The organism is Christensenella massiliensis (genome assembly GCF_040409835.1).
Lineage (GTDB): Bacteria > Bacillota > Clostridia > Christensenellales > Christensenellaceae > Christensenella > Christensenella massiliensis.
Genome location: NZ_CP117826.1, coordinates 1,870,115 through 1,889,801, shown reverse-complemented (window position 1 = coordinate 1,889,801; position 19,687 = coordinate 1,870,115). Strand labels below are relative to the sequence as shown.

Annotated in this window: 13 protein-coding genes and 1 riboswitch; of the genes, 6 read left to right on the top strand and 7 right to left on the bottom strand. The window is 55.3% G+C overall.

Annotated features, from left to right (window positions below):
• Positions 1–34: 34 nt before the first annotated feature.
• From PUP29_RS09085 to PUP29_RS09075, 3 genes are read right to left on the bottom strand one after another with little or no spacing between them, the layout of a single operon-like run.
• Positions 35–1,135, bottom strand: coding sequence for a M23 family metallopeptidase (locus PUP29_RS09085; RefSeq protein WP_353423068.1), 1,101 nt, complete (start codon positions 1,133–1,135; stop codon positions 35–37).
• Positions 1,136–1,160: 25 nt separating this feature from the next.
• Positions 1,161–1,562 (bottom strand): metallopeptidase family protein, encoded by a 402-nt coding sequence (locus PUP29_RS09080; protein ID WP_079546178.1) that lies wholly within the window; start codon positions 1,560–1,562, stop codon positions 1,161–1,163.
• Positions 1,559–2,599, bottom strand: a complete 1,041-nt coding sequence (locus tag PUP29_RS09075; RefSeq protein ID WP_079546179.1) for an endonuclease/exonuclease/phosphatase family protein — start codon at positions 2,597–2,599, stop codon at positions 1,559–1,561. The genes PUP29_RS09080 and PUP29_RS09075 overlap by 4 nt, the downstream gene beginning before the upstream one ends.
• Positions 2,600–3,113: 514 nt before the next feature.
• Between PUP29_RS09075 and PUP29_RS09070 the strand changes: the two genes are divergently transcribed.
• Both PUP29_RS09070 and PUP29_RS09065 read left to right on the top strand, forming a co-directional pair.
• On the top strand, positions 3,114–4,292 hold the full coding sequence (locus PUP29_RS09070) for an iron-containing alcohol dehydrogenase (RefSeq protein WP_353423067.1): 1,179 nt from the start codon (positions 3,114–3,116) through the stop codon (positions 4,290–4,292).
• Between the two features lie 104 nt (positions 4,293–4,396).
• Positions 4,397–4,972 (top strand): manganese efflux pump MntP, encoded by a 576-nt coding sequence (locus tag PUP29_RS09065; RefSeq protein ID WP_353423066.1) that lies wholly within the window; start codon positions 4,397–4,399, stop codon positions 4,970–4,972.
• An 84-nt stretch (positions 4,973–5,056) separates the two neighbouring features.
• Positions 5,057–5,236, top strand: a riboswitch (cobalamin riboswitch).
• A 250-nt stretch (positions 5,237–5,486) separates the two neighbouring features.
• Here the strand turns inward: PUP29_RS09065 and PUP29_RS09060 are convergent.
• Positions 5,487–5,813, bottom strand: a complete 327-nt coding sequence (locus tag PUP29_RS09060) for a helix-turn-helix domain-containing protein (RefSeq protein ID WP_353423065.1) — start codon at positions 5,811–5,813, stop codon at positions 5,487–5,489.
• 247 nt (positions 5,814–6,060) lie between these two features.
• Here PUP29_RS09060 and PUP29_RS09055 point away from each other — a divergent pair, with 247 nt between their 5' ends.
• The 4 genes from PUP29_RS09055 to PUP29_RS09040 all read left to right on the top strand — a co-directional run bounded on the left by PUP29_RS09055 (position 6,061) and on the right by PUP29_RS09040 (position 10,629).
• Complete coding sequence (locus PUP29_RS09055; RefSeq protein ID WP_353423063.1) at positions 6,061–6,771, top strand: ABC transporter ATP-binding protein; 711 nt, start codon at positions 6,061–6,063, stop codon at positions 6,769–6,771.
• Complete coding sequence (locus PUP29_RS09050; protein ID WP_353423062.1) at positions 6,764–8,356, top strand: hypothetical protein; 1,593 nt, start codon at positions 6,764–6,766, stop codon at positions 8,354–8,356. Before PUP29_RS09055 ends, PUP29_RS09050 begins: the two co-directional genes overlap by 8 nt.
• 110 nt (positions 8,357–8,466) lie before the next feature.
• Positions 8,467–9,156 carry an aspartate/glutamate racemase family protein gene (locus PUP29_RS09045; RefSeq protein ID WP_353423060.1) on the top strand — a complete coding sequence of 230 codons (690 nt, stop codon included), beginning with the start codon at positions 8,467–8,469 and terminating at the stop codon, positions 9,154–9,156.
• 57 nt (positions 9,157–9,213) lie between these two features.
• Entirely contained in the window at positions 9,214–10,629 is a 1,416-nt protein-coding gene (locus PUP29_RS09040) for a VanZ family protein (protein WP_353423059.1), read from the top strand.
• 431 nt (positions 10,630–11,060) lie between these two features.
• Here PUP29_RS09040 and PUP29_RS09035 read toward each other — a convergent pair whose 3' ends face one another.
• From PUP29_RS09035 to PUP29_RS09025, 3 genes are all read right to left on the bottom strand, one after another.
• The gene (locus PUP29_RS09035) at positions 11,061–14,798 is read right to left on the bottom strand and encodes an InlB B-repeat-containing protein (protein ID WP_353423057.1); all 3,738 of its coding nucleotides are present in this window, start codon (positions 14,796–14,798) and stop codon (positions 11,061–11,063) included.
• A gap of 141 nt (positions 14,799–14,939) precedes the next feature.
• The gene (locus tag PUP29_RS09030; protein WP_353423056.1) at positions 14,940–15,068 is read right to left on the bottom strand and encodes a hypothetical protein; all 129 of its coding nucleotides are present in this window, start codon (positions 15,066–15,068) and stop codon (positions 14,940–14,942) included.
• Positions 15,069–15,276: 208 nt separating this feature from the next.
• Positions 15,277–19,500 (bottom strand): beta strand repeat-containing protein, encoded by a 4,224-nt coding sequence (locus PUP29_RS09025; RefSeq protein WP_353423054.1) that lies wholly within the window; start codon positions 19,498–19,500, stop codon positions 15,277–15,279.
• Positions 19,501–19,687 lie beyond the last annotated feature (187 nt).

Here is a 19,687-nt window from a genome sequence, read left to right as displayed (position 1 = left end):
TCGATAAACAATATCCGCTTTTTCGCCGCCTCTGTCACAGCTCCGGCGCGTCCTCCGCTTCCATTAGATACGGGTACGGGTCGATATAAAATCCCTCCGGCATAACCACCGCAAGGTGCAGATGGTCGGTCGTGCTGTTTCCCGTGTTGCCTGCAAGGCCAACGGCCTGCCCGCGCACAACGCGGTCTCCCACAGAAACGAATTGCGACACTTCCACCATGTGGTAATAATGATACTGCGTGCCGTCCGCTCCTTCGATCACCACATAGTTCCCGGTTCCGTCCCCGCTCCCCACGGCAAGGACCGTTCCGTCCACACACGCGAGCTCCGGCGTCCCCTCCGGGCATAAAATATCCGTCCCTGTGTGCCGCCGGGCGCCGCCGTCGCGGTCTAAATACCAGCCGTCCCAAAACTCATACCGCTCCGCAAAAGGAAATGTCAGCCTTTCCGAAAGCTCCGCCAGCTCCCCGCTGTTTTCCCTCGGCTGTCCCTCTTCGTCATAAACGGTGAGCAGATAGGTGGCGGTAAAAAATTCCATTGGCATGGGCGCGCCCTTTTCCTCCGGCAGCGGGAACGCTTCCTGCGGCGTTTTTGCCCGCAGCACCACAGAAACGGTCTTTTGCCCGCTTCCTTGCTTCGTTTCTGTTTCCGGTCTTACAAGGTTTGCGAAAGCGGCAGGCAGATCCTCCGGCGCTTCGCACGCAAGCGCGGCGGCGGCAAGCATCTGCCATTCCGGTCGCTCCGCCTTGCAGCCGTTCCACGCTTCCCCATAATAGCCGGAGCATTCGTCCGAAAGATAGCGCCCCGCTTCTTCCGCCCATGCCGTGAACGCTTCTTCTATCTCTTCCGTAATCTCCGGGTGAGCCAGAACCGTCTCATAGCCGCGCTCTTCCTCCGCCGGATAAAGCGCCTCCGGCAGCGGGCCGCCGTAAGAAAATTCCGCAAGCAGTGCTTCCGCGTTCGGCGGCTTTGGCGGCGGAGCGGGTTTCGGTGTCGGAGCAGATTCCTGCGTATGCGCTGGCTCCGGTGCTTCAGCCTCGGCAGACTGAACCGCGTCCGGTGCGGGCGCGGCGCACGCGCTGAAAAGCATGGCTGCCGTCAAAACCGCAAGACATACGCTCCCTATTTTTTTCATAGGCCGCCTCCCCCTGTTTTGTAGCTTACCGCTCCTCCAGCGAGCGCAGATACTCCTGCAAAAAGATCTCATCCTCCACCTCGAGTCCGTTTTCTCCGCACAGCGATTCCACATGATGCCTGAATTCATGGCGCAGCGTTTTGCGGAGTTCTTCCCTCAGCTCGCTGCGCGTGGCATTCGGAAACACCCGCCGGAACGAACCATAATAAACAGCGATATACCTCCCCAGCTCTCCGCCGGAAAAATAACACCCGAGCGTATACAGCCCGCCCTTTCCGCGCGGATGCCGTTCCGCGCGCGGGAGCAGGACGATGCCGCCGTTCAGCTCTTCAAAAAAGGCCTCGGGAATTTCCTCCGCAAGCTCCTCCAACATCTCCTGCATCTCGTCTATGGTCACAGCCGTTCGCTCCTCTTTTCGTTCCGTCATACAAGCGTTGCCTCCAGCAAAACGGGATTATGGTCCGTATACTCAAAATCAAGATCCAGCGTCTTTACGCTTTTCAGGGCCACATTCGGGGAAAGGATAAAACCGTCTATCACATAAAGCTGCGTATTTTCCCGGTCCCCGGTATAAGGGCCGGAAAGCAGCCTGCATGTGGGCGCAGAGCCGTCCACAGCAAAATTCCAGCCGTCCGGAAGCGCGTCCAGTGTTCCGGGCATCCAGCTTTCCGCATCGAGGACTAACGTTTCTATGCCGGGGAACGTCTGGTTGAAATCCCCTCCTGCGATCACATAATTTCCTTTCTCATATTCCGACTGGAGGAAGTCCATCAAAACCTTTGTCTGCGCAGCCTTTCCCTCCCCGTCGTCATACGCCTCAAGATGCAGGTTGACCAAAACAAGCTCGTGTCCGTTATAAGGCATGCGGCACACGAGCAGACAGCGCTTGAGGTTGCATGTGCTTACGGGCCACTGGAACGGAACGGGCAGCGCCACGCGCGAAGCGTCCTCCACCGCAAGCTCCGTAAGCGTCAGAAGCCCGCCCTCTACTTTTCCGATCATCGGAACCGGATAGGGTACGAACGCCGCGTTGTAATTATAGGCAAACGCCGCGTTCCCGCCCGCAGCCGCATGCAGATACGCCGCTTCATCCACATAATAGGAACGGTGTGAATCCACGTCTACCTCCTGCAAAAATACCGCGTCCGCGGGATAGCGTTTCAGCACGTCCGCTGCTCCTGCCAGATTTTCGCTGATGATATCAGCGCTGTCCGGGCGCACCATGCTGCCGCCGTCCATAAAGAAGTCCTGTTCCTTTCCAAGCGCGCCGTAGCCAATGTTATAGGTCATCAGGCGCACCGTCCCTTCCGGTCGCGCGTCCGCCGTGCCGGCGACATCTATGCGTTCTACGTCCGCCGGCCTGTATTCCGTCACTGTCAGAAAAACGAGAAACGCGGCCAACAGAACGGCGGCCGCCGCAAGAACGGTCAAAATAACGCGAAAGACTTTTCTGGTTCCGGTCATAGCCCCGTCCTCCCCTGTCTTTGTTGTGTCCAGTATATCATGCTGTATACAGATTTCAATAAAAATCTCCGTGTTAAGTTTATATTAAGGTTTGCCGCAGCCTCTTGCATTCTTTTTTTAGCATGATATGATGATTGCAGTGTCCGGTTTCCGGCTGTGCAAGCGGCGGGAAACGGTTTTGTCCGAGACAGCGGGAAAAATGGAAACCAAAAATTTCATATAGACTACTTCCCTTCGCTTTACACTCTCGGAAGGGGAACCAACATTCATACAGGGTCTTTCCAATGTCCCTTTCCCGTATTCGGACGAGCGGCGGACGCCCGACGTTGCTGAAAAACTTCCATTATGATATGATGCAAGACGCCTCCGGTTTTGATGTTCCGGGGGCGTTTTGCATGGTCCGGTTTCGGCATTGCAGCCGAACGGCTGCGCGTTTTTTATTCGATACAAACAGGAATTGTGATATACTGAAAATATGAGAAACCGAATTCAAACAGATTCAGGAGGATGTGATATGAAAAATTTTGTAGCGGAGATCCCGGGAAAAATCGTGTTTGGCACAGGCTGCGTGGATACGGTCGGCGAATATGCGGCGCATTTTGGAAAGCGCGCCGCTATTATCGCCGGAAAAAGCGTGCGTCCCGAAAAGACGGCACTGCTCGCACATATTCAGGCGCTGCTCGCAGAGCGGGGCGTGGAATCCTTTGTTTATGCTAAAATCAACGAGAATCCTTCCATTCCGGTCGTAGATGAGGGTGTGGATTTTGCCCGCGCACATGCGTGCGATCTTGTGATCGGCGTAGGAGGCGGCAGCCCGCTCGATTCTGCAAAGCTGATCGCCCTGCTGTGCGCCTCGGGCGGAGCCGTGCGCGACTATATCCCGGGTGGGAAATGCGCCGGAAAAAAAGCGGAAGAGCTCCGTACACTGCCTGTGATCGCCATCACCACGACCGCGGGTACGGGCAGCGAAGCCACCCCTTGGGCGGTTGTGACAGACCCTGAAACGGGTAAAAAGCCGGGCCTTGGCTGGCCGCCTCTCACCTATCCGGCTGTTGCCATCGTAGACCCGGCGCTTACCCTTTCCATGCCGCGGAGCGTAACGGTCAATACCGGGATCGACGTATTCTTCCATGCGTACGAATCCTATGTTTCGCTCAGCGCGAACGATTTTACGGATATTTTAGCCGTCCGTGCGATGGAGCTCACAGCGGAAAATCTTGACAAATGTCTCGAGGCTCCGCAGGATATAGAGGCCCGCAGCGCTATGTCGCTCGCCAATCTGATCGCCGGACCGGCAATCAGCATTTCCGGCACGCATGCCATTCACGGGCTCGGACATAGCATCAGCGGGCATTACGGTGTGCCGCACGGTCTCGCGCTTTCGGCTATCGCCGTTGCAGTAACGGAATTCACATGGAAAAGCGATATTAAAAAATTCGCAAAGGTCGCTGTCATCATGGGCGCCGATCCCTCGCAGGATGAGGAAGCGCTCGCACGCGGCTGCGGAAAGACGATGAAACGGTTCCTCGGACGGTTCGGGCTCGATGTTCCGCTTTCTTCTCTCGGCGTAGAGGATGATATGATCTCCACTATGGCGCAGGACGCGTTCGAGGCCATGAAAGGTAATATGAACGCGTGCCCCGTTCCCGTCTCACCGGAAGACGCGGAACGTATTTACCGGGAGTCCATGTAATGGTAAACGGCGGGAAATTCCCGCCGTTTTCTTTTCCGGTAAAGCATTGCAAAGGCCGTGCCTCCATATTATAATAAATCTACTTGGGTTTAGGAGAAAGACGATTGGATTTTTTATCATTTATCCTGCTCGGCGTGAGCCTTTCGATGGACGCGCTGGCTGTTTCCGTGTCTACCGGCATCTGCGTACCCGATCTCAAAAAACGGGATGCCCTTAAGATCGGCCTTTATTTCGGCGGTTTTCAGGCACTCATGCCTACGCTTGGCTGGCTGCTCGGAACGTCTGTCATCGATTACATCAGCGCGTTCGACCATTGGATCGCATTCGGGCTTCTGGCGCTGATCGGCATCAAAATGATCGCAGATGCGCTGCGCGGCAAAGAGGAGCAGAAGGCGTGCGGCGTGCGCGAAAGTATGCTTTCGCATAAAACGCTTTTCTTTATGGCGGTCGCCACCAGTATCGACGCGCTTGCCGTAGGCGTGAGCCTCGCGCTGGTCAAGGCGGACATCTCTGCCGGCGCAGCCATCATCGGCGTTACGACGTTCCTTTTGAGCTTTATGGGCGCGACCCTCGGCAAGCGGCTCGGAAGCGCGTTCGAAAAAAAAGCGATGGTCATCGGCGGTATCGTGCTCATCGGGATCGGCCTGAAAATATTGCTCGAGCACCTGCTTGGCGCATAAATTTCCAAAAAAAGATTTCTGTATCAAAAAGAAGAAAATATTCCGTTGCTTTTTTGGCAGAAACAGGTATAATAATAACATACAATTGAATCATGTCTTTATGGTTGCTTCGGCGATCGAGAGGAAGCCGGTGAAAGTCCGGCGCTGCAAACCACAACTGTAATTGCGGACCAGAAAGGCAACGAGCCACTGCTCTGTGCGGGAAGGCGCTTTTCAAGGGGATGATGCATAAGTCAGGATATTCTCCCTAAAGACAGCAGTATAGCGATTCTTGGGTTGATGAAGAATGCGGTACGGTTTTTATGCATCGTATGCTCAAACGGCCCAAGACGGGCCGTTTTTTTATCGGGCGGAGCAGCCTGCTCCCCTTTTTGAAAAATATTTCATTTTTCTCCCCACTCAATACGGCGGCGCGCCCTCCCCGGCCTGCCGCATAAAAACAGCCCGGTCATATACCTGCAAAAAGGCGGTTCCCTCCCCGGAACCGCCTTTTTGCTCCCACCGCTTATTCGGTCTACCGCAAGCCGCTTTTCAGAAGGTCCTCCAAAACGGCGACGATGAATGCCGCCTGACTCTCGCTGCACCTGCGCATCAGTTCCATGCCTCTTCTGCATATATGCGGTTCCTCCGGGCGCTGCGGGAAAAGCAGGCTGTCCAGAGAAATATCCAGCTTCCTTGCGAGCGCAAAAAGCAGCTCCACCGATGGCTTCCTGTGCCCGCTCTCTATATGCTTGATATGAGTCGGAGTAACGCCCATCTCCTCCGCTAGCCTCTCCTGCGTCATGCCCGCAGAGATCCGGGCTTCACGGACCGTCGTTCCAAGGATATCTCCACTTTTCATCTTTTAGCTCCTTTTTTATTAGCATAGAGCTAACATCCTGCCTTGAAAATAAACTTTAAGTGATTTATAATGGAGCTTAAAGAACCTATCGGCAAATACCGCACAAAAAGGATGGCTTTTGCACAGCAGGCAAGGCCGCAGGGCAGCGCACATTTCCCAGCATTTTGAAAAGAGGCGCGCCGCCCATTGCCCGCTCCATTTCTGTGTGATATGATAGGTGCATAGTTTGGCATTCGGAGGTATTCTCATGCTTGAGATCAAACATTTTACCAAAAGCTATAAAGGCGGAACGAAAGCCGTTGACGACCTTTCTCTTACGGTCGAGGACGGCGATATCTATGGCTTCATCGGGCACAACGGTGCAGGTAAGACCACGACGATCAAGGCCGTGGTAGGCATTCTGGAATTTGACAGCGGCGAGATCGAGATCGACGGCATGTCTATTCGGGAAAAGCCCCTCGAATGTAAGCGCCTCACCGCATATATCCCGGATAATCCCGACCTCTACGACAATATGACGGGGATCCAGTTCCTGAATTTTATCGGCGATATCTTTGCTATCCCAAAGCCGGAGCGCGAGGCCTCCGTCAAAAAGTACGCGGACCTTTTCGAGATCACGGCAAGCCTCGGCGACCTGATCTCCTCCTATTCGCACGGTATGAAGCAAAAGCTTGCGATCATCTCCGCGCTGATCCATAAGCCGAAGCTTCTGGTGCTCGACGAACCGTTCGTGGGGCTCGACCCGAAAGCGGCGCACACCGTAAAGCAGCTCATGCACGAGATGTGCGAAAACGGCAGCGCGATCTTCTTTTCCACGCACGTTCTCGAGGTGGCGGAAAAGCTGTGCAACAAGATCGCCATCATCAAGGGCGGCAGGCTGCTGCGCGCGGGAAGCATTGAAGAGGTAAAGGGCGACGAGAGTCTTGAAGATGTATTTCTGGAGCTGATCGATGAATAATCTTGGTTTATTGCTGAAAGCATATATGCGCACCTCCTTTGGCTTCAACAAAGCGAGGTATACACATGAAAAACGCACGAAATCAACGGGGATGACGGTCCTCATGGTCTTTTGCTATGCCGTCGTCATATTTGCGGTATTCGGTATCTGTGTGGGTCTTATGAGCAGTCTTGCTCCCCTGCACACGGAATATATGGTCCTCAACCTCATGATGGTCGCCGCATCCGTTATGGTCCTTTTCACGACCATCTATAAGGTGAACGGCACGCTTTTCGGGTTCCGGGACTATGACCTTCAGATGTCGCTTCCGATTCGTACGGGCACGCTGATCGCAAGCCGCATTTTGGTCCTGTATATTTTAAACGCGCTGTTCGTGCTCGCCGTCATGGTTCCTGCGGGTGTGGCCTACGCCATCATCGCGCAGCCTGCAGCCTTGTTCTACCCGTTTTTTATCCTGACGTTCCTCGCCATTCCTCTGCTGCCCATCATCATTGCGACGGTCATCGGTACGCTCATCGCGGTAGCAGCCTCCCGCGTGAAGCGGAAGAGCGGCCTGAGCGTCGTCCTTACGGTTGCGGCGTTCATGGTTTTTATGATCGTCTGGATGACATTCTGGACAAATTCCGGCGATATTATGCTGGATTTCGCGGACGTCGGGGATATGGTAAACGGCGTGGTCACAAGCGTCTATCCGCTCGCGGCGCTGTACGGAAATGCGGTCGGCAGCTATGACGTGCTTTCCCTGCTCCTGTTCCTGCTGGTCTCTTTCGGCGCTTTCGCCGTTTTTACGGCGGTCGTTGCCAAGCTGTTCAAACGGCTCAATACGTCCATCACCACGACGCGCGCAGCCGGAGACTATAAAATGACGGAGCTTCGGACGCAGTCTCCGAAAAAGGCGCTGTATCAAAGGGAACTCAAGCGGTATTTCTCTTCTTCGCAATATGTGCTCAATACGGCGGTCGGCCCGCTGCTTTTGGTCGTCGTTGCAATCATTCTGCTCGTCTCGGGCGTGGACGGCCTCGGAACATACGCGGACATTCCGGGGTTCGATTATTTTCTCACGGTCAACGCACCGCTTGCCATCGCGTTTTTCCTTGCCCTCGGCTCCACAACGGCAGTCTCCGTTTCGCTTGAGGGGAAAAACCTGTGGATCGTGCGTTCCCTCCCGGTCGATACGCGCCTTGTTCTGAAAGCAAAGCTCAACGTATCGCTGGTGCTGTATATCCCCACGATCGCCGTCTGCGGAACACTGTTCAACCTTGCGCTTTCGCCGCAGCCTCTCTATGCGGTCATGACCTATGCGCTGCCGCTCGTGTACGGCTTGTTCATCGCCCTGTTCGGGCTGAAAGCCAACTTAGACAGCCCTAATTTCGACTGGACGAACGAGGTGACGGTCATCAAGCAAAGCAAGCCTACGCTTCTCACCCTGCTGGTCGGCGTGGTTCTGGTCGCTGTTCCGGCGATCTTCGCCGCGATGGCCGGTTCCTTTGTGATCGTCATCGCTTTCGCGGCCGTAACGGCGCTCGATATCCTCCTGTACCGTAGTCTGATGACCAAAGGGGCGGCCCAATTCGAGCGTTTTTGATTCGTTTTTTGCCGCTTTCCCGTGTTTTGGGAAAGCGGTTTTTCTATTGACGCGCCTGCCTGCGGAAAGTAAACTAAAAGGAAACGGTACAGCATATACGGAGGATTCTTATGAAAAAAGCCGGCATCATCAGCGGCACGCCCGCCGCTGCGCTTTCCTATTACAGCGGAATCGTCGAAGGATACCGCGCCGCAAAGGGGGATGGCAGTTATCCTGCTTTCACACTCGAAAACATAGACATGGCGGAAGCGTTCGCATTTGTGGCGCAGGAAAAATGGACGCCTCTCGTTTCCATGCTGCTCGCCGCCGTCCGCAGCCTGAAAAACGCAGGCGCTGACTTCGCGGCTATCGCCTCCAATACGCCGCATATCGTGTTCCGCGAGCTTGAGGAAAAATCTCCTCTGCCCCTTGTGAGCATCGTGGAATCGGTATGCCGCTTCGCTGCCGATGCAGGCTGTGCGCGGGTCATCATATTGGGCACGGGCTTCACGATGACAAACGGGCTTTACACGGAAGCATTCCCGCGCTATGGCATCGAAGCGCTGATCCCGGACCGGGAGGGCCGGGAGTTTGTACACAATACGATTTTTTCCAAATTGGAGGCTGGGACTGTCTGCCCTGCGGATAAAGAGGATATGCTCGAGTTCACGGAAGAATTGATCCGCAATTCTCATGCCGATGCGGTCGTGCTCGGCGGCACAGAGCTTCCCCTGATGATCCGGCCGGGCGACCTGTCCGTTCCCGCGCTCGATACGGCGCAGGTCCACATTTCAGCCATCGTCCGAGAGATGCTCAAATAACACGCTTGCCGTCTGTTCCATTCCAAACATATTTCCGGTTCCAAGAAAGGCAACGCTATGTATTTTGGAGACATGGGCAGCAATGTCCGTACCATGCTGATGACAGGGGCATTCGGCCTGATGATCGCCGTGCCCGCTTATGCTTTGCTTTGGCTTTTTACGCGCAGGCGGTTTCCTGCAAAACCGGGAACGCATGTGCTGCGCTGTCTTTTTTTGGCCTATGTCATCTGTGTAGGCATGCTGACGCTCGCGCCGGACGGCGGCTCGGGCACGCAGGGCAGCGCGAATCTGCTCCCCCTTTCCAGCGTCCTGTTCGCTTTCAGGAGCGGTTCGTCTGTTGCGCTTCAGCTTCTTTTCCTCAACGTCCTGCTGTTCATGCCGCTGGGCATATTCCTGCCGTGGATATTCCCGAAAACCGGAAAGCTGCACAGGATCGCGCTCATTTCCTTTTGTTCGACGCTCCTCATCGAAACGCTTCAGGTCATTTTGCCCGGCGGACGGGCGTTCGATGTGGATGACATTCTTCTGAATACTTGGGGCGGGATCGTCGGCTATTCCCTGTTTTCCCTTCTTTCCCTGTGCGGAAAAAAACGAACGGCCCGTCCTTCCCGGATCGTTGCGTGGGCTGCGGCGCTTGCCCTGCTGCCCGCCGTGTTCCTCGGCTTTTCCGCGGCGGAAAACGCCCGTGAATTCAAATATAATTTTTCCTATACTTTAGGCGTGCCGGAGCAAGCTGAATATACGGGCCGGGATGCGCTCCCCGCCGCAGCCATGACCTACGTGCGCACCGGGCCGTCTCAGGAAGAGCTGCTCTCCGTGCTTATGGAAGCTTTCTCCATTTCCGGCCCGCCCGAAGCTGAATACGGCTATCTTATCCTGCGCAGCGGCGGCGCTTCTCTTTCCGTTGCGCCGCATGGCGACAGCTGGAACTGCCTGCTGCGCGAGCCTACGGGGCTCCCCGGTAAAAAAACGGACGAACAGGCCGCTTCGGAAGCAGAAGCATTCCTGCGGGAACGCGGCCTTTGGACAGACGGCCTGCAAAGGACCGTGCAGGATACGCTGGGCGTCAACGCGGACGGCACGGAACGCCCCGACGGAAAAGAGGTCCTTTATGAGGCGCAGGAGGACGATCCTACGCGCATCGGCGGGCTTTCCGTCCTCTCCGACAGCGGGGGGATCTATTCCGTTTCAAGCTCTCTTGCGCAGTTCGTTCCCTACCGGGAGGCAGAGCTGATGCCCCCGGACGAGGCGCTCATGGAGGTTCTGAATACGCATCAATGCTATGCTGTTTCTGATTTGAAAGCGCCCGCTTCTGTTCACCCGCAGACCGCTGTCTTTGACAAGGCCGAACTTTTATACATGTATGGATATGGGATGCAGCAAAATCTCCCCGTCTGGAAGCTGTCCGGAACTTTTTTCAGCGATGGCGAACAGGCGGCCGGATATCTTCTGGCTCCCGCCGCCCGCCAATAAGCGCCGGGCGCGCTTGCAGGGCCTGCGAAACGGCTGACTGCAGAATCCTATCGGCAGACGCCCATGCGGATATGCCCCGCTGCCCTTTTTCCTGCGCACTGCCGGCCCGTTCGGGAGCCGTTTCGTTTATTTTCCAATGACTGCGGAAAATGCCGCTCCCCGCGGATACCAAAACGGCGGTGATGCCTTGCGTATGCCGCCTGCTTTTATCAAAAAAAGCCTCTCCGCCGCGGGGCCGGATATTTTCCGGGCTTACGGCGCTTGGCTCGTGCTGCCGTAAAACCGCTATAGAAGCGTGCCTGCGGGTGCGCGTTCCTTGTCCGGTAAATAACGGCTTGAAAAGCTTCCTATCCGGAATATAAATTGATCGGCGGTATAAAAACGGCGGTGATGCATAGGGCATCACCGCCGTTTTTCTTGTTTTCTATCTCTTACTTTTCATACTGCCGTCTCTTCCGCATCGTTACAATGACCGCAGCAGCGACCGCCGCTCCCCCTGCTATCACCAGCAGGATATACGGCGTCATGTCCGCCCTGTCGCCCGTCTTCGGCGTATCGGAGGAGTCGGCGCCCTCATCTTTCGCCGTGTCATCCGTTCCCGCTCCGCTCATGCTCCCCTTTTCGATCAGCGCATATTTGCTGAAGTGGTCCGTCTGGAAATAGGAAACGCCGTCCTGCACCGTCACCCCGTGCTCCACCGTCGTCTTGTCCTCATTGATGCGGTGCACCGCCAGCTTCGACGTGTCGTACCCATCCGGCGTCGGGATCCCGATCAGCACGTCCCCCGCGGGCTGGATCGGCTCGCCCGCCGCATTCACCAGCGTGATGTCATACAGCACGAACCGCCCCGCCTTATCTTTCAGCGCTTCCTTCGCGTCCGCGTGCGCCTGCTCCGTCTCCGCTACCGGCTTCACGAGCAGATAGGAGCCCTCCGGCGCCTTGGTCGTATCCGTATTCAGTATCACGCCCGTCGCCGCGTCTTTGTAATATACCGTTTTCACCGTCGGCGGGATCGTTTCCGTCCTGAGTACCCTGCCGCATACCGTGCACGAATAGGTCTTGACTCCTTCTGCGACGGTCGTCGGCTCGGTCGTAACTACGCCGCCGTCGCTCATGTGTTCTTCCGCTTCCGTTTTTTCGCCGCATGCACATTCCTGCCAATGCCCCGTCTCGTCCGACTTCCAGTCGGGTCCGAACACATGTCCTTCCACCGTCAGCACAATAGGCTCGCTTTCCGCCTCGTCGGACGTCTTTGTACCATCCGAAGCCGCTGCCTTCACCAGATAGCTGCCGCTCTCGCTGACTGTCAGCGTATCGCCCGTTTCTCCGGCAAGCGCCTCGCCATCCTTATACCACTGATACGTATACGCCGCTCCGGTCAAATCATGGGATGCCTCCGCCGTCAGCGTGATCGTTCCCGCATGCACCGTCTCAGCATCCGCTTTTACGGAAACCGCAGGCGCATTCAGCGTCCAGACCGCATACAGCTTTGTTCTGGCGCTTACCACATCCGTATCAAAATCCCATAACGCTTCACTGTCCTTAAGCTTCCACCCGGCAAGCGTATACCCTGCCCGTTCGGGTGCCGGTACGTTATCAGGCTCGATCTTTTCTCCCTGCACTACGCCGTGACGGTATTCACTGAATTCCGTTCCGTCTTCGTCATAGAAATACACGATTTCTGCTTCCGCCCATTTCAATGTCTGCCCGTCGGCCACAAGTCCGTCAAACAGCGCGCCGGAAACAAAATCTTTCGGATCGGGCGTAAGCCCCGCTGCATATTCCACGGCTGTAATTCCATATTCGCTGTTGCTCCGGTTGATCTCAACAGGCGCAGCCGGGGTAAATTCACCCGTTACGTCGATTACAAATCCGTCCGGATAATCATCTCGGAAAAATACGTCTCCTGAGATATTCGGGCTGCCGCTCAGCTCCAGCTTTGCATAATTGCTGTCCGTACCCGCAAGAGTGATCCCGTGCCCGATGTCTTCGTCTATCGACTGGTTGCCCACGACCGTGCCGCCCGATATTCTGACGATGGTTTCTCCGTCGTTATAATATCCGAAGATCCCGGCTCCCGTTCCGCTTTGCGAAATATTTTCCGTAACGGATCCGCTTTTCATTTCAAAAACAGCTGGGGTTCCATCATAGTTTGTGAAGCCCTCCAGATAAATGCCGCCGCCGTTTCCCTCAGCTTCGTTTCCGCTGACCACGCCGCCGTCAAGCACTGTCTTTGCTCCGGACAGCACCGCGATGCCCGCGCCCCATGACGCGCTGTTGTTTTTCACTTCCGCGCTGCCGCTTATGGTCACGGTCCCGCGTTCATTCAGAATGCCGCCGCCGCAATAACCCGGCACTTCATTTCCGGAAATTTCTCCGCCGGTGATATTGGTCGTTCCGCAGTTGTCGATGCCGGCCCCGCCGTAGTAGGCTCCAGAGGAAATGGTATTATTTTTGACCGCACCGCCGCTCATGTTCAGAAAGCTGCCAACATTGACATAAACAGCCGTCGCATGGTTGTTGATCAGCTCTGTTCCGTCCTTGATATTGAGTGTGGCTCCGTTCGTAACAGCAACGAGACGTCCAGTTCCTGCGCAGTCTATGTTCTTCCCGTCAATAGCAACGTCCGAAAGCGTCAATTCCACCCCTGCTCCGCTTACGGAAAATAACTGTCCTGTATAACCGTCGGCTCTTGCGAATTTGATCCCGCTCACTGCGGCGGAGGCATCGACCGTCACCTCACCACAGATATAGACCGTGCCGCCGTCCGCCACAAGCTCGAGCGCCTTATCGAGCGTCTTTACCGCGTTTGCCGCGTCCTTGCCGGAATTTGCGTCTTTTCCGTTCTTGCCGTTCAGATAAACAACGTCCAAACGGGTAACTATCCAGTTCCCCTCTTCGTCCTGCGTTATCGTAATGCCATCCGGCACATACGCTTCCACATCGCTGCTGAACGTTCCGCCTGTGACAGTGATCTTATCTGTTCCGCCTGTCAATGCGGCTTTTCCGTCAGCTCCGGTCAGCGTTCCTCCTGAAATCGCCGCCGTCGCTTCCTCCGAAACCTCCATCGCTGCGGCACGGTTTGTCGTGATCTCCCCGCCTGTCATGGTGATCTTGGATGTTCCTTCCGCATCTACGGCAATATAATCCCCTTTGATGGTTCCGCCTGTGATCTTGAGGGCAGACGGGCGAGAATCAGAACCGTCGAGCCGAACCGCCCCTTTGAAACCAGTCGTTTCCAGCACAGCACTGCCGCTTACTGTCACATCTACGCCGCCGTCCACATATACTGTCCAGTCCTCACTGGTCAGCGTTCCTCCGGAGATGTTCAGCTTCAAAGCACTTTCAGTATTTCCTGTTGCAAAAATAGCTTCCCCGCTTGCTGCAGTAACCAAGCCGCCCGCGATGTCTACTGTCATGCCCGAAGCGCCTGCCAAGCTGAGCGCACTGTCATATCCCGTGCACGCCACCGAGCCGCCGTTGATCTTCAGCGTCACACCGGAGGCGCCGTAACGGTTGCATATCACTTCCTGCGTTGCCTCCAATGCTCCGCCGTTGATTACAAGCGTACTATTGCTGCAAAGTTCGATTCCATAGCCGTAAGAGCTGTTCGTCGCAGCCAGCTTCCCGCCGCCAGCCGAGTCGTTCAGCGTCAGCGAACCGCCGTCTTGGATCACCATAAAGTAATGGTTTATTTCGCCATACGTCTTTGTGACCGTATTACCTTTTAAATCGAGCGTGACGGGCTGCGTAATAACGATATCCATTTTTTCCGGAATTTCAAAGCTGCCCGTCAATTCGACCGTACCGCCCGCTTCCAGTGCTGCCTTGAATTCCTCTGCCGTATTTACGCCGTCATCCGCCAGCGGCGCCATAGCCATCCTCGGCGCGGGCTGTACAGATGCACCCGCTTCTTCCGGCTCTGCGCTTACGCTTGGCTCCGGTTCCTGTGAAGATTCTTCCGTTGGTTCCACACTCTCTGCCGGTGCCGGCTCCGCACTTCCAATCGGATCCGTGCTTTCTTCCGGCAGCGGTTCTGCGCTTGCGCTTTCCGTCGGCTCCGGTTCCATGGATGGTTCCGGCTCCTGCGCCATTGCTACGCCGCCAAAGAACGTCAGCACCATCACGATGCTCACTATGGCTGCGATCCATTTTTTACTCTTTTTCATCCCGATTCCTCCCCTCCGCCTCCCGGCGGATTTTTTATTTTTACCTTGCTGTCGCTATGCCTTGCTGTCAAATATAAAAAAGCCCAGTTTATCCCGTGCGGCATAAACTGAGCCTATATGGTATACCAAATACAGGCAGGGTTACCTCTGTCTGTCTGTCTGTCTGTCTGTCTGTCTGTCTGTCTGTCTGTCTGTCTGTCTGTCTGTCTGTCTGTCTGTCTGTCTGTCTGTCTGTCTGTCTGTCTGTCTGTCTGTCTGTCTGTCTGTCAAGATTATTGCCTCTCCCGACATATCTGTCAATCCCTTATATACAATACCTATTCGACTTGGTAAACAATATTATATTTAAATTATACCAAATAAATATACTATGTCAATTTTTTATGCAATTATTTTTGCTTCCCGGCGGCATCTCATCTATAAAAAGCGGCTGCATTTTAAAAATGCAGCCGCTTTTATGGGATTGATACGTTGTTTATTATTTCTTTACCGCTTTTCTGCGTACTGTCACAACAGCTCCGGCAGCGACCGCTGCTCCCGCTGCTATCACCAGCAGGATATACGGCGTCATGTCCGCCGTGTCACCCGTCTTCGGCGTATCGGAGGAGTCGGCGCCCTCATCTTTCGCCGTGTCATCCGTTCCCGCTCCGCTCATGCTCCCCTTTTCGATCAGCGCATATTTGCTGAAGTGGTCCGTCTGGAAATAGGAGACGCCGTCCTGCACCGTCACCCCGTGCTCCACCGTCGTCTTGTCCTCATTGATGCGGTGCACCGCCAGCTTCGACGTGTCGTACCCATCCGGTGTCGGGATCCCGATCAGCACGTCGCCCGCGGGCTGGATCGGCTCGCCCGCCGCATTCACCAGCGTGATGTCATACAGCACGAACCGCCCCGCCTTATCTTTCAGCGCTTCCTTCGCGTCCGCGTGCGCCTGCTCCGTCTCCGCCACCGGCTTCACGAGCAGATAGGAGCCCTCCGGCACCTTGGTCGTATCCGTATTCAGTATCACGCCCGTCGCTGCGTCTTTATAATATACGTCTTTTACTTCCGGCTGCGGCTCTTCTTCCGTCACAACCGTTTCGCCCGGCTCTACCGCCTCGCCGTTTACAACGATTTCGCCTTCGCCTTTATTTTCCACCGTCACGCCTACCGGAAGAGCCAGCTCCACATCGCCCTGCTGTACCGTTACGGTATCGCCTTCCTTTGCACGGGCTTCAATGGCCTCTGCCACCTCCTCGTTCGTTCCGATGAAGTAGGCCGTCTCTCCCTCTGTTTCCAGCGACGCCGACGCTTTGCCCTCTTCTATATATTCCGCGGGTACTTCGGAATTGAATTCCCCTTTTTCCACACCGATCTCATAAGGTGCTTTTTCCGCCGGGTCATCCGGGTCTGGGAACACACCTGCAAAGGTGCCGCCCTGAATAGTCAGCTTTCCGCCCTCTTTGCCGCCAAGACCCCAGCCCAGCAGCTTGTCTGTGCCGCCGTTTCCGGATGTGAACGTACCGCCCGTGATGGTCATGCTGCCCTTGTCGGCTTCGTTGGCAAAGGAACCGTTTGCGAGTACAAAGCCGTTCGGCACGCTGAAATTTCCGCCGCTGATGGTCGTCTCGTTCCAGTTCAGGATCGTCGGCCCCGTCGTATTTTCAAAGGTTCCGCCTGTAATGTTCAGTATACCGTAGTCGTCATTCTTTACGGTATTCATACCGCCTGTCAGAGTGCCGCCCGTAATAGTCAGCGTCGCAGTAGAAGCACCGTATGCCGTATTCCGATCCGTGTTGTTATCGCCATACCAGCCGTTCGCAACGAGGCTTGCGCTCGGTGCGGTCGTCTCTACGGAAACGCCCTCGCTGATCGTCATCTTTCCCATATTTTTGATGCTATACCAACCGCTGGACGCATAGGTACCGCCTGTCAGGACTGCCGTCGCACCGGGATAATTCACGATTGCTCCCACAGCGCTTTCGATTTTTCCGGAACCCTTGATGGTAAGCGTTCCTTTATTCGATATCGTATCCTTATAGTTATTATAGATCCCGGGAGCCGCAGTATCTCCGTTCGACAGGATAAAGGTTCCCAAATCAAGCGTCACCGTTTTTCCCTCTGCGATCACAACGCACTCATCTACATCCGCAAGCAGCGTAACCGTGCCGCCGTTCGCAGCGTCGATCGCAGCCTGCAGGGATTCATATTTCGTCTCTCCAACCTGCGCCACAGGCTCTTTTGTCGTAACCGTTTCGCCTGTGCCGATCTCGGTTCCGTTCGAGGTCACTGTGCCTTCGCCCTCATTTTTAACGGTCACACCCTCGGGAAGCGCAAGCGCTGCATCGCCCTGCTGTACCGTTACAGTGTCGCCCTGTGCTGCGCGCGACGCAACTGTTTCCGCTACCGCTTCACCCGTGCCGACAAAGTAAGCCGTATCGCTTCCGGAGGCAACGGATGCCGCAGTCATACCAGAAACGATATATTCTTTCGGCACCTCGGATGAGAATTCGCCGCTCGTCACCCCGATCTCTTTTGTGCCGGAAGCGCTGTCCTCGAACAGCATTTGCACGGCCTTGCCATTTACACTTTCAAATGTTCCGTTTTGGATATCCACTTTGATATCCCGGCCGTAATTCCCCTCTACATAGAAAGCGTCTCCCGTATTGCTGACACCGCTCGTACCGCCCTCAGACGGCGTGTTCGCCGCACCGGAACCCGTGACCGCCGCATCTCCCTTGACGGTGACCGTGCCGCCCTTTACTGCAACGCCCGTCTGCCCGGAAACAGCCGTTCCGTCAATAGTCAGCGTGCTGTCCGCAGGCGGGAAATAAATACCGATCCCGTTTTCAGCCGTAACAGAGCCGCCTTTCAGGTTGATATCGATGTTCGTGCTCGTTCCGTTGCATACGATACCGTAATCTCCACTTGCGGTAAGGTCTACATTTTCCATATTAAGCACGATGTTTTTATACTGGCCGGTCTCAACAGATCCGATCCCGACCCATGCGCCGTCCTGTTCGCCTATAATCTTCCCATTTTTGACCGTCAGCGTCACATCGTCGCTCGCGATCGATATCGCTCTGCTGTAATTCGATATGTCGATCATATGTCCGCCAAGGTCGAGCGTCCATTCGCACGGCGAGCCTACCGCTATCATATCGTTGCCCGTTACATAATTATTGAGCAGAACTGCCGTATTGTTCACGTCATTCTCCGCTGCAGAGGCAAACGTTCCGTGGATATATTCCTTTCCGTCCGCATGCTCCGCCTTGAAGCCGCCGTTCGCGACATATCCGGCCGTAGCCGCAGTATACTCGGCGCAGGAACTCGTACCGAGAACTACGCCTGGCTTTCCCGCGGGAGCTTCAACCGAAATGTCTCCTTCAAATGCGATCATCAGCAGCTTTGAACTGCTCCCGGACTTTGCTTCTACCGGAACATCTGCCGCAATAGCAGATGCTTTTCCTCCGCTGTTCACGATCGTCACGAGCGAGCCATTGGCCGGCATAGCCGTTCCATATTTCGGATAGACAGAAATTCCCTTTCCGCCTTCTTCCGTGTTTGTGATGCTGTAGCCGTTGAGCTCGATCGTAGCCCGGTAGGCCCCCACCGTAATATCTTTGTCGCCCGTATAGTTCCTCAGTAATGTCAGTGTTCCGCCATTCTGCACCGCTGCAGCCGCTTCCGGAAGCGTAGCGTATAATGTACCGTCTACATCGGCAGCGGCAGTTTCCTGCGAAATATCCGTTACCTGCCAATATCCGGTCCCCTCAACGGGAACGCATACCTTGCCTCCCGGAAGCGAAGCAGAAACATCGCTGCCAAAGCTGCCGTTCAAAACAGAGCCTGCACCGAAGGTGCCCTTCACCGTTCCGATCACACCGCTTTGGAACGTAACTGCCTTGCCGTTCGGATTGATGCCCGCAAGATAAACTCCCGCGCCGTCTATCGTAATGGCCGCGGAAGAATTTTCAACCGCCGCATAGCTTGCTTTCGAGCTTTCAAGCCGTCCTCCGGTGATCTCGACCGTGCCGTTCAATGCCTGTACTGCCGGCGCTCCGGACAGCGTGCCGCCCGACATACGGAATACAGCGCCTGAATCTGTACGTACGGCGCCATATCCTGTCGTGCTCACGCCTCCGCTCTCCAGCGTTACCGCTCCGCCGTTCTTTACCCAGAACATCTGGCCTGACGTACCCGATATCGTGCCGCCTGAAGCGCTGTCCTGAATGGTAAGGCTTCCTGTCACTGTAATCTTCTTCGCCGTAGAAATTGCATTTCCCGCCAAATCGAGCGTTACGTCTCCGGTCACCGTCACGGCATTCTCAAGTGTGACCGGTCCTCCGAGAACGATCTCGCCGCCGTCGGCTGCCTCAAGCGCTTCCTCAAGCGCTTCCGATGTCGTAACCGCCCCGCCGTTTGCGGCCGGCGCCTGTGCCGGAGCCGCGGGAACGGATAAAACGTTCTGTCTTTTCTCTTTCTGCCCGGCGCTTTCCTCCGGCTGTTTCGTCTGCTCCGGTTCCTGTTCCTTCACTATTTCATCGTCTTGCTCGGGTCTCACTACGCAGTCGCCCTCGTGTTCCGCCTCCAGCGTACACCCCTCGGTGCATGCCGGTTCCATAGCTGTATCGCTGTCCTCTGCCAGTGCCACGCTCCCAAAAAGCGTCAGCACCATCGCGATGCATAACACAACGGCTATCAAATTCTTTTTCCGTTTCATCTTGCCCATTTTCCTTTCTCTGTTTTTTCTACCTCTTCTTTTAATTTTTACCACGAACACCATATGGGCTCCGGGCTGTATCTTTTATATAATTTGCCTTTATTATATAATACTATTTCTAAACGGTATAATATCATATATATCCTGCTCATTCAAGCATCTACATCAGACCTTCCGTTTTTTATAC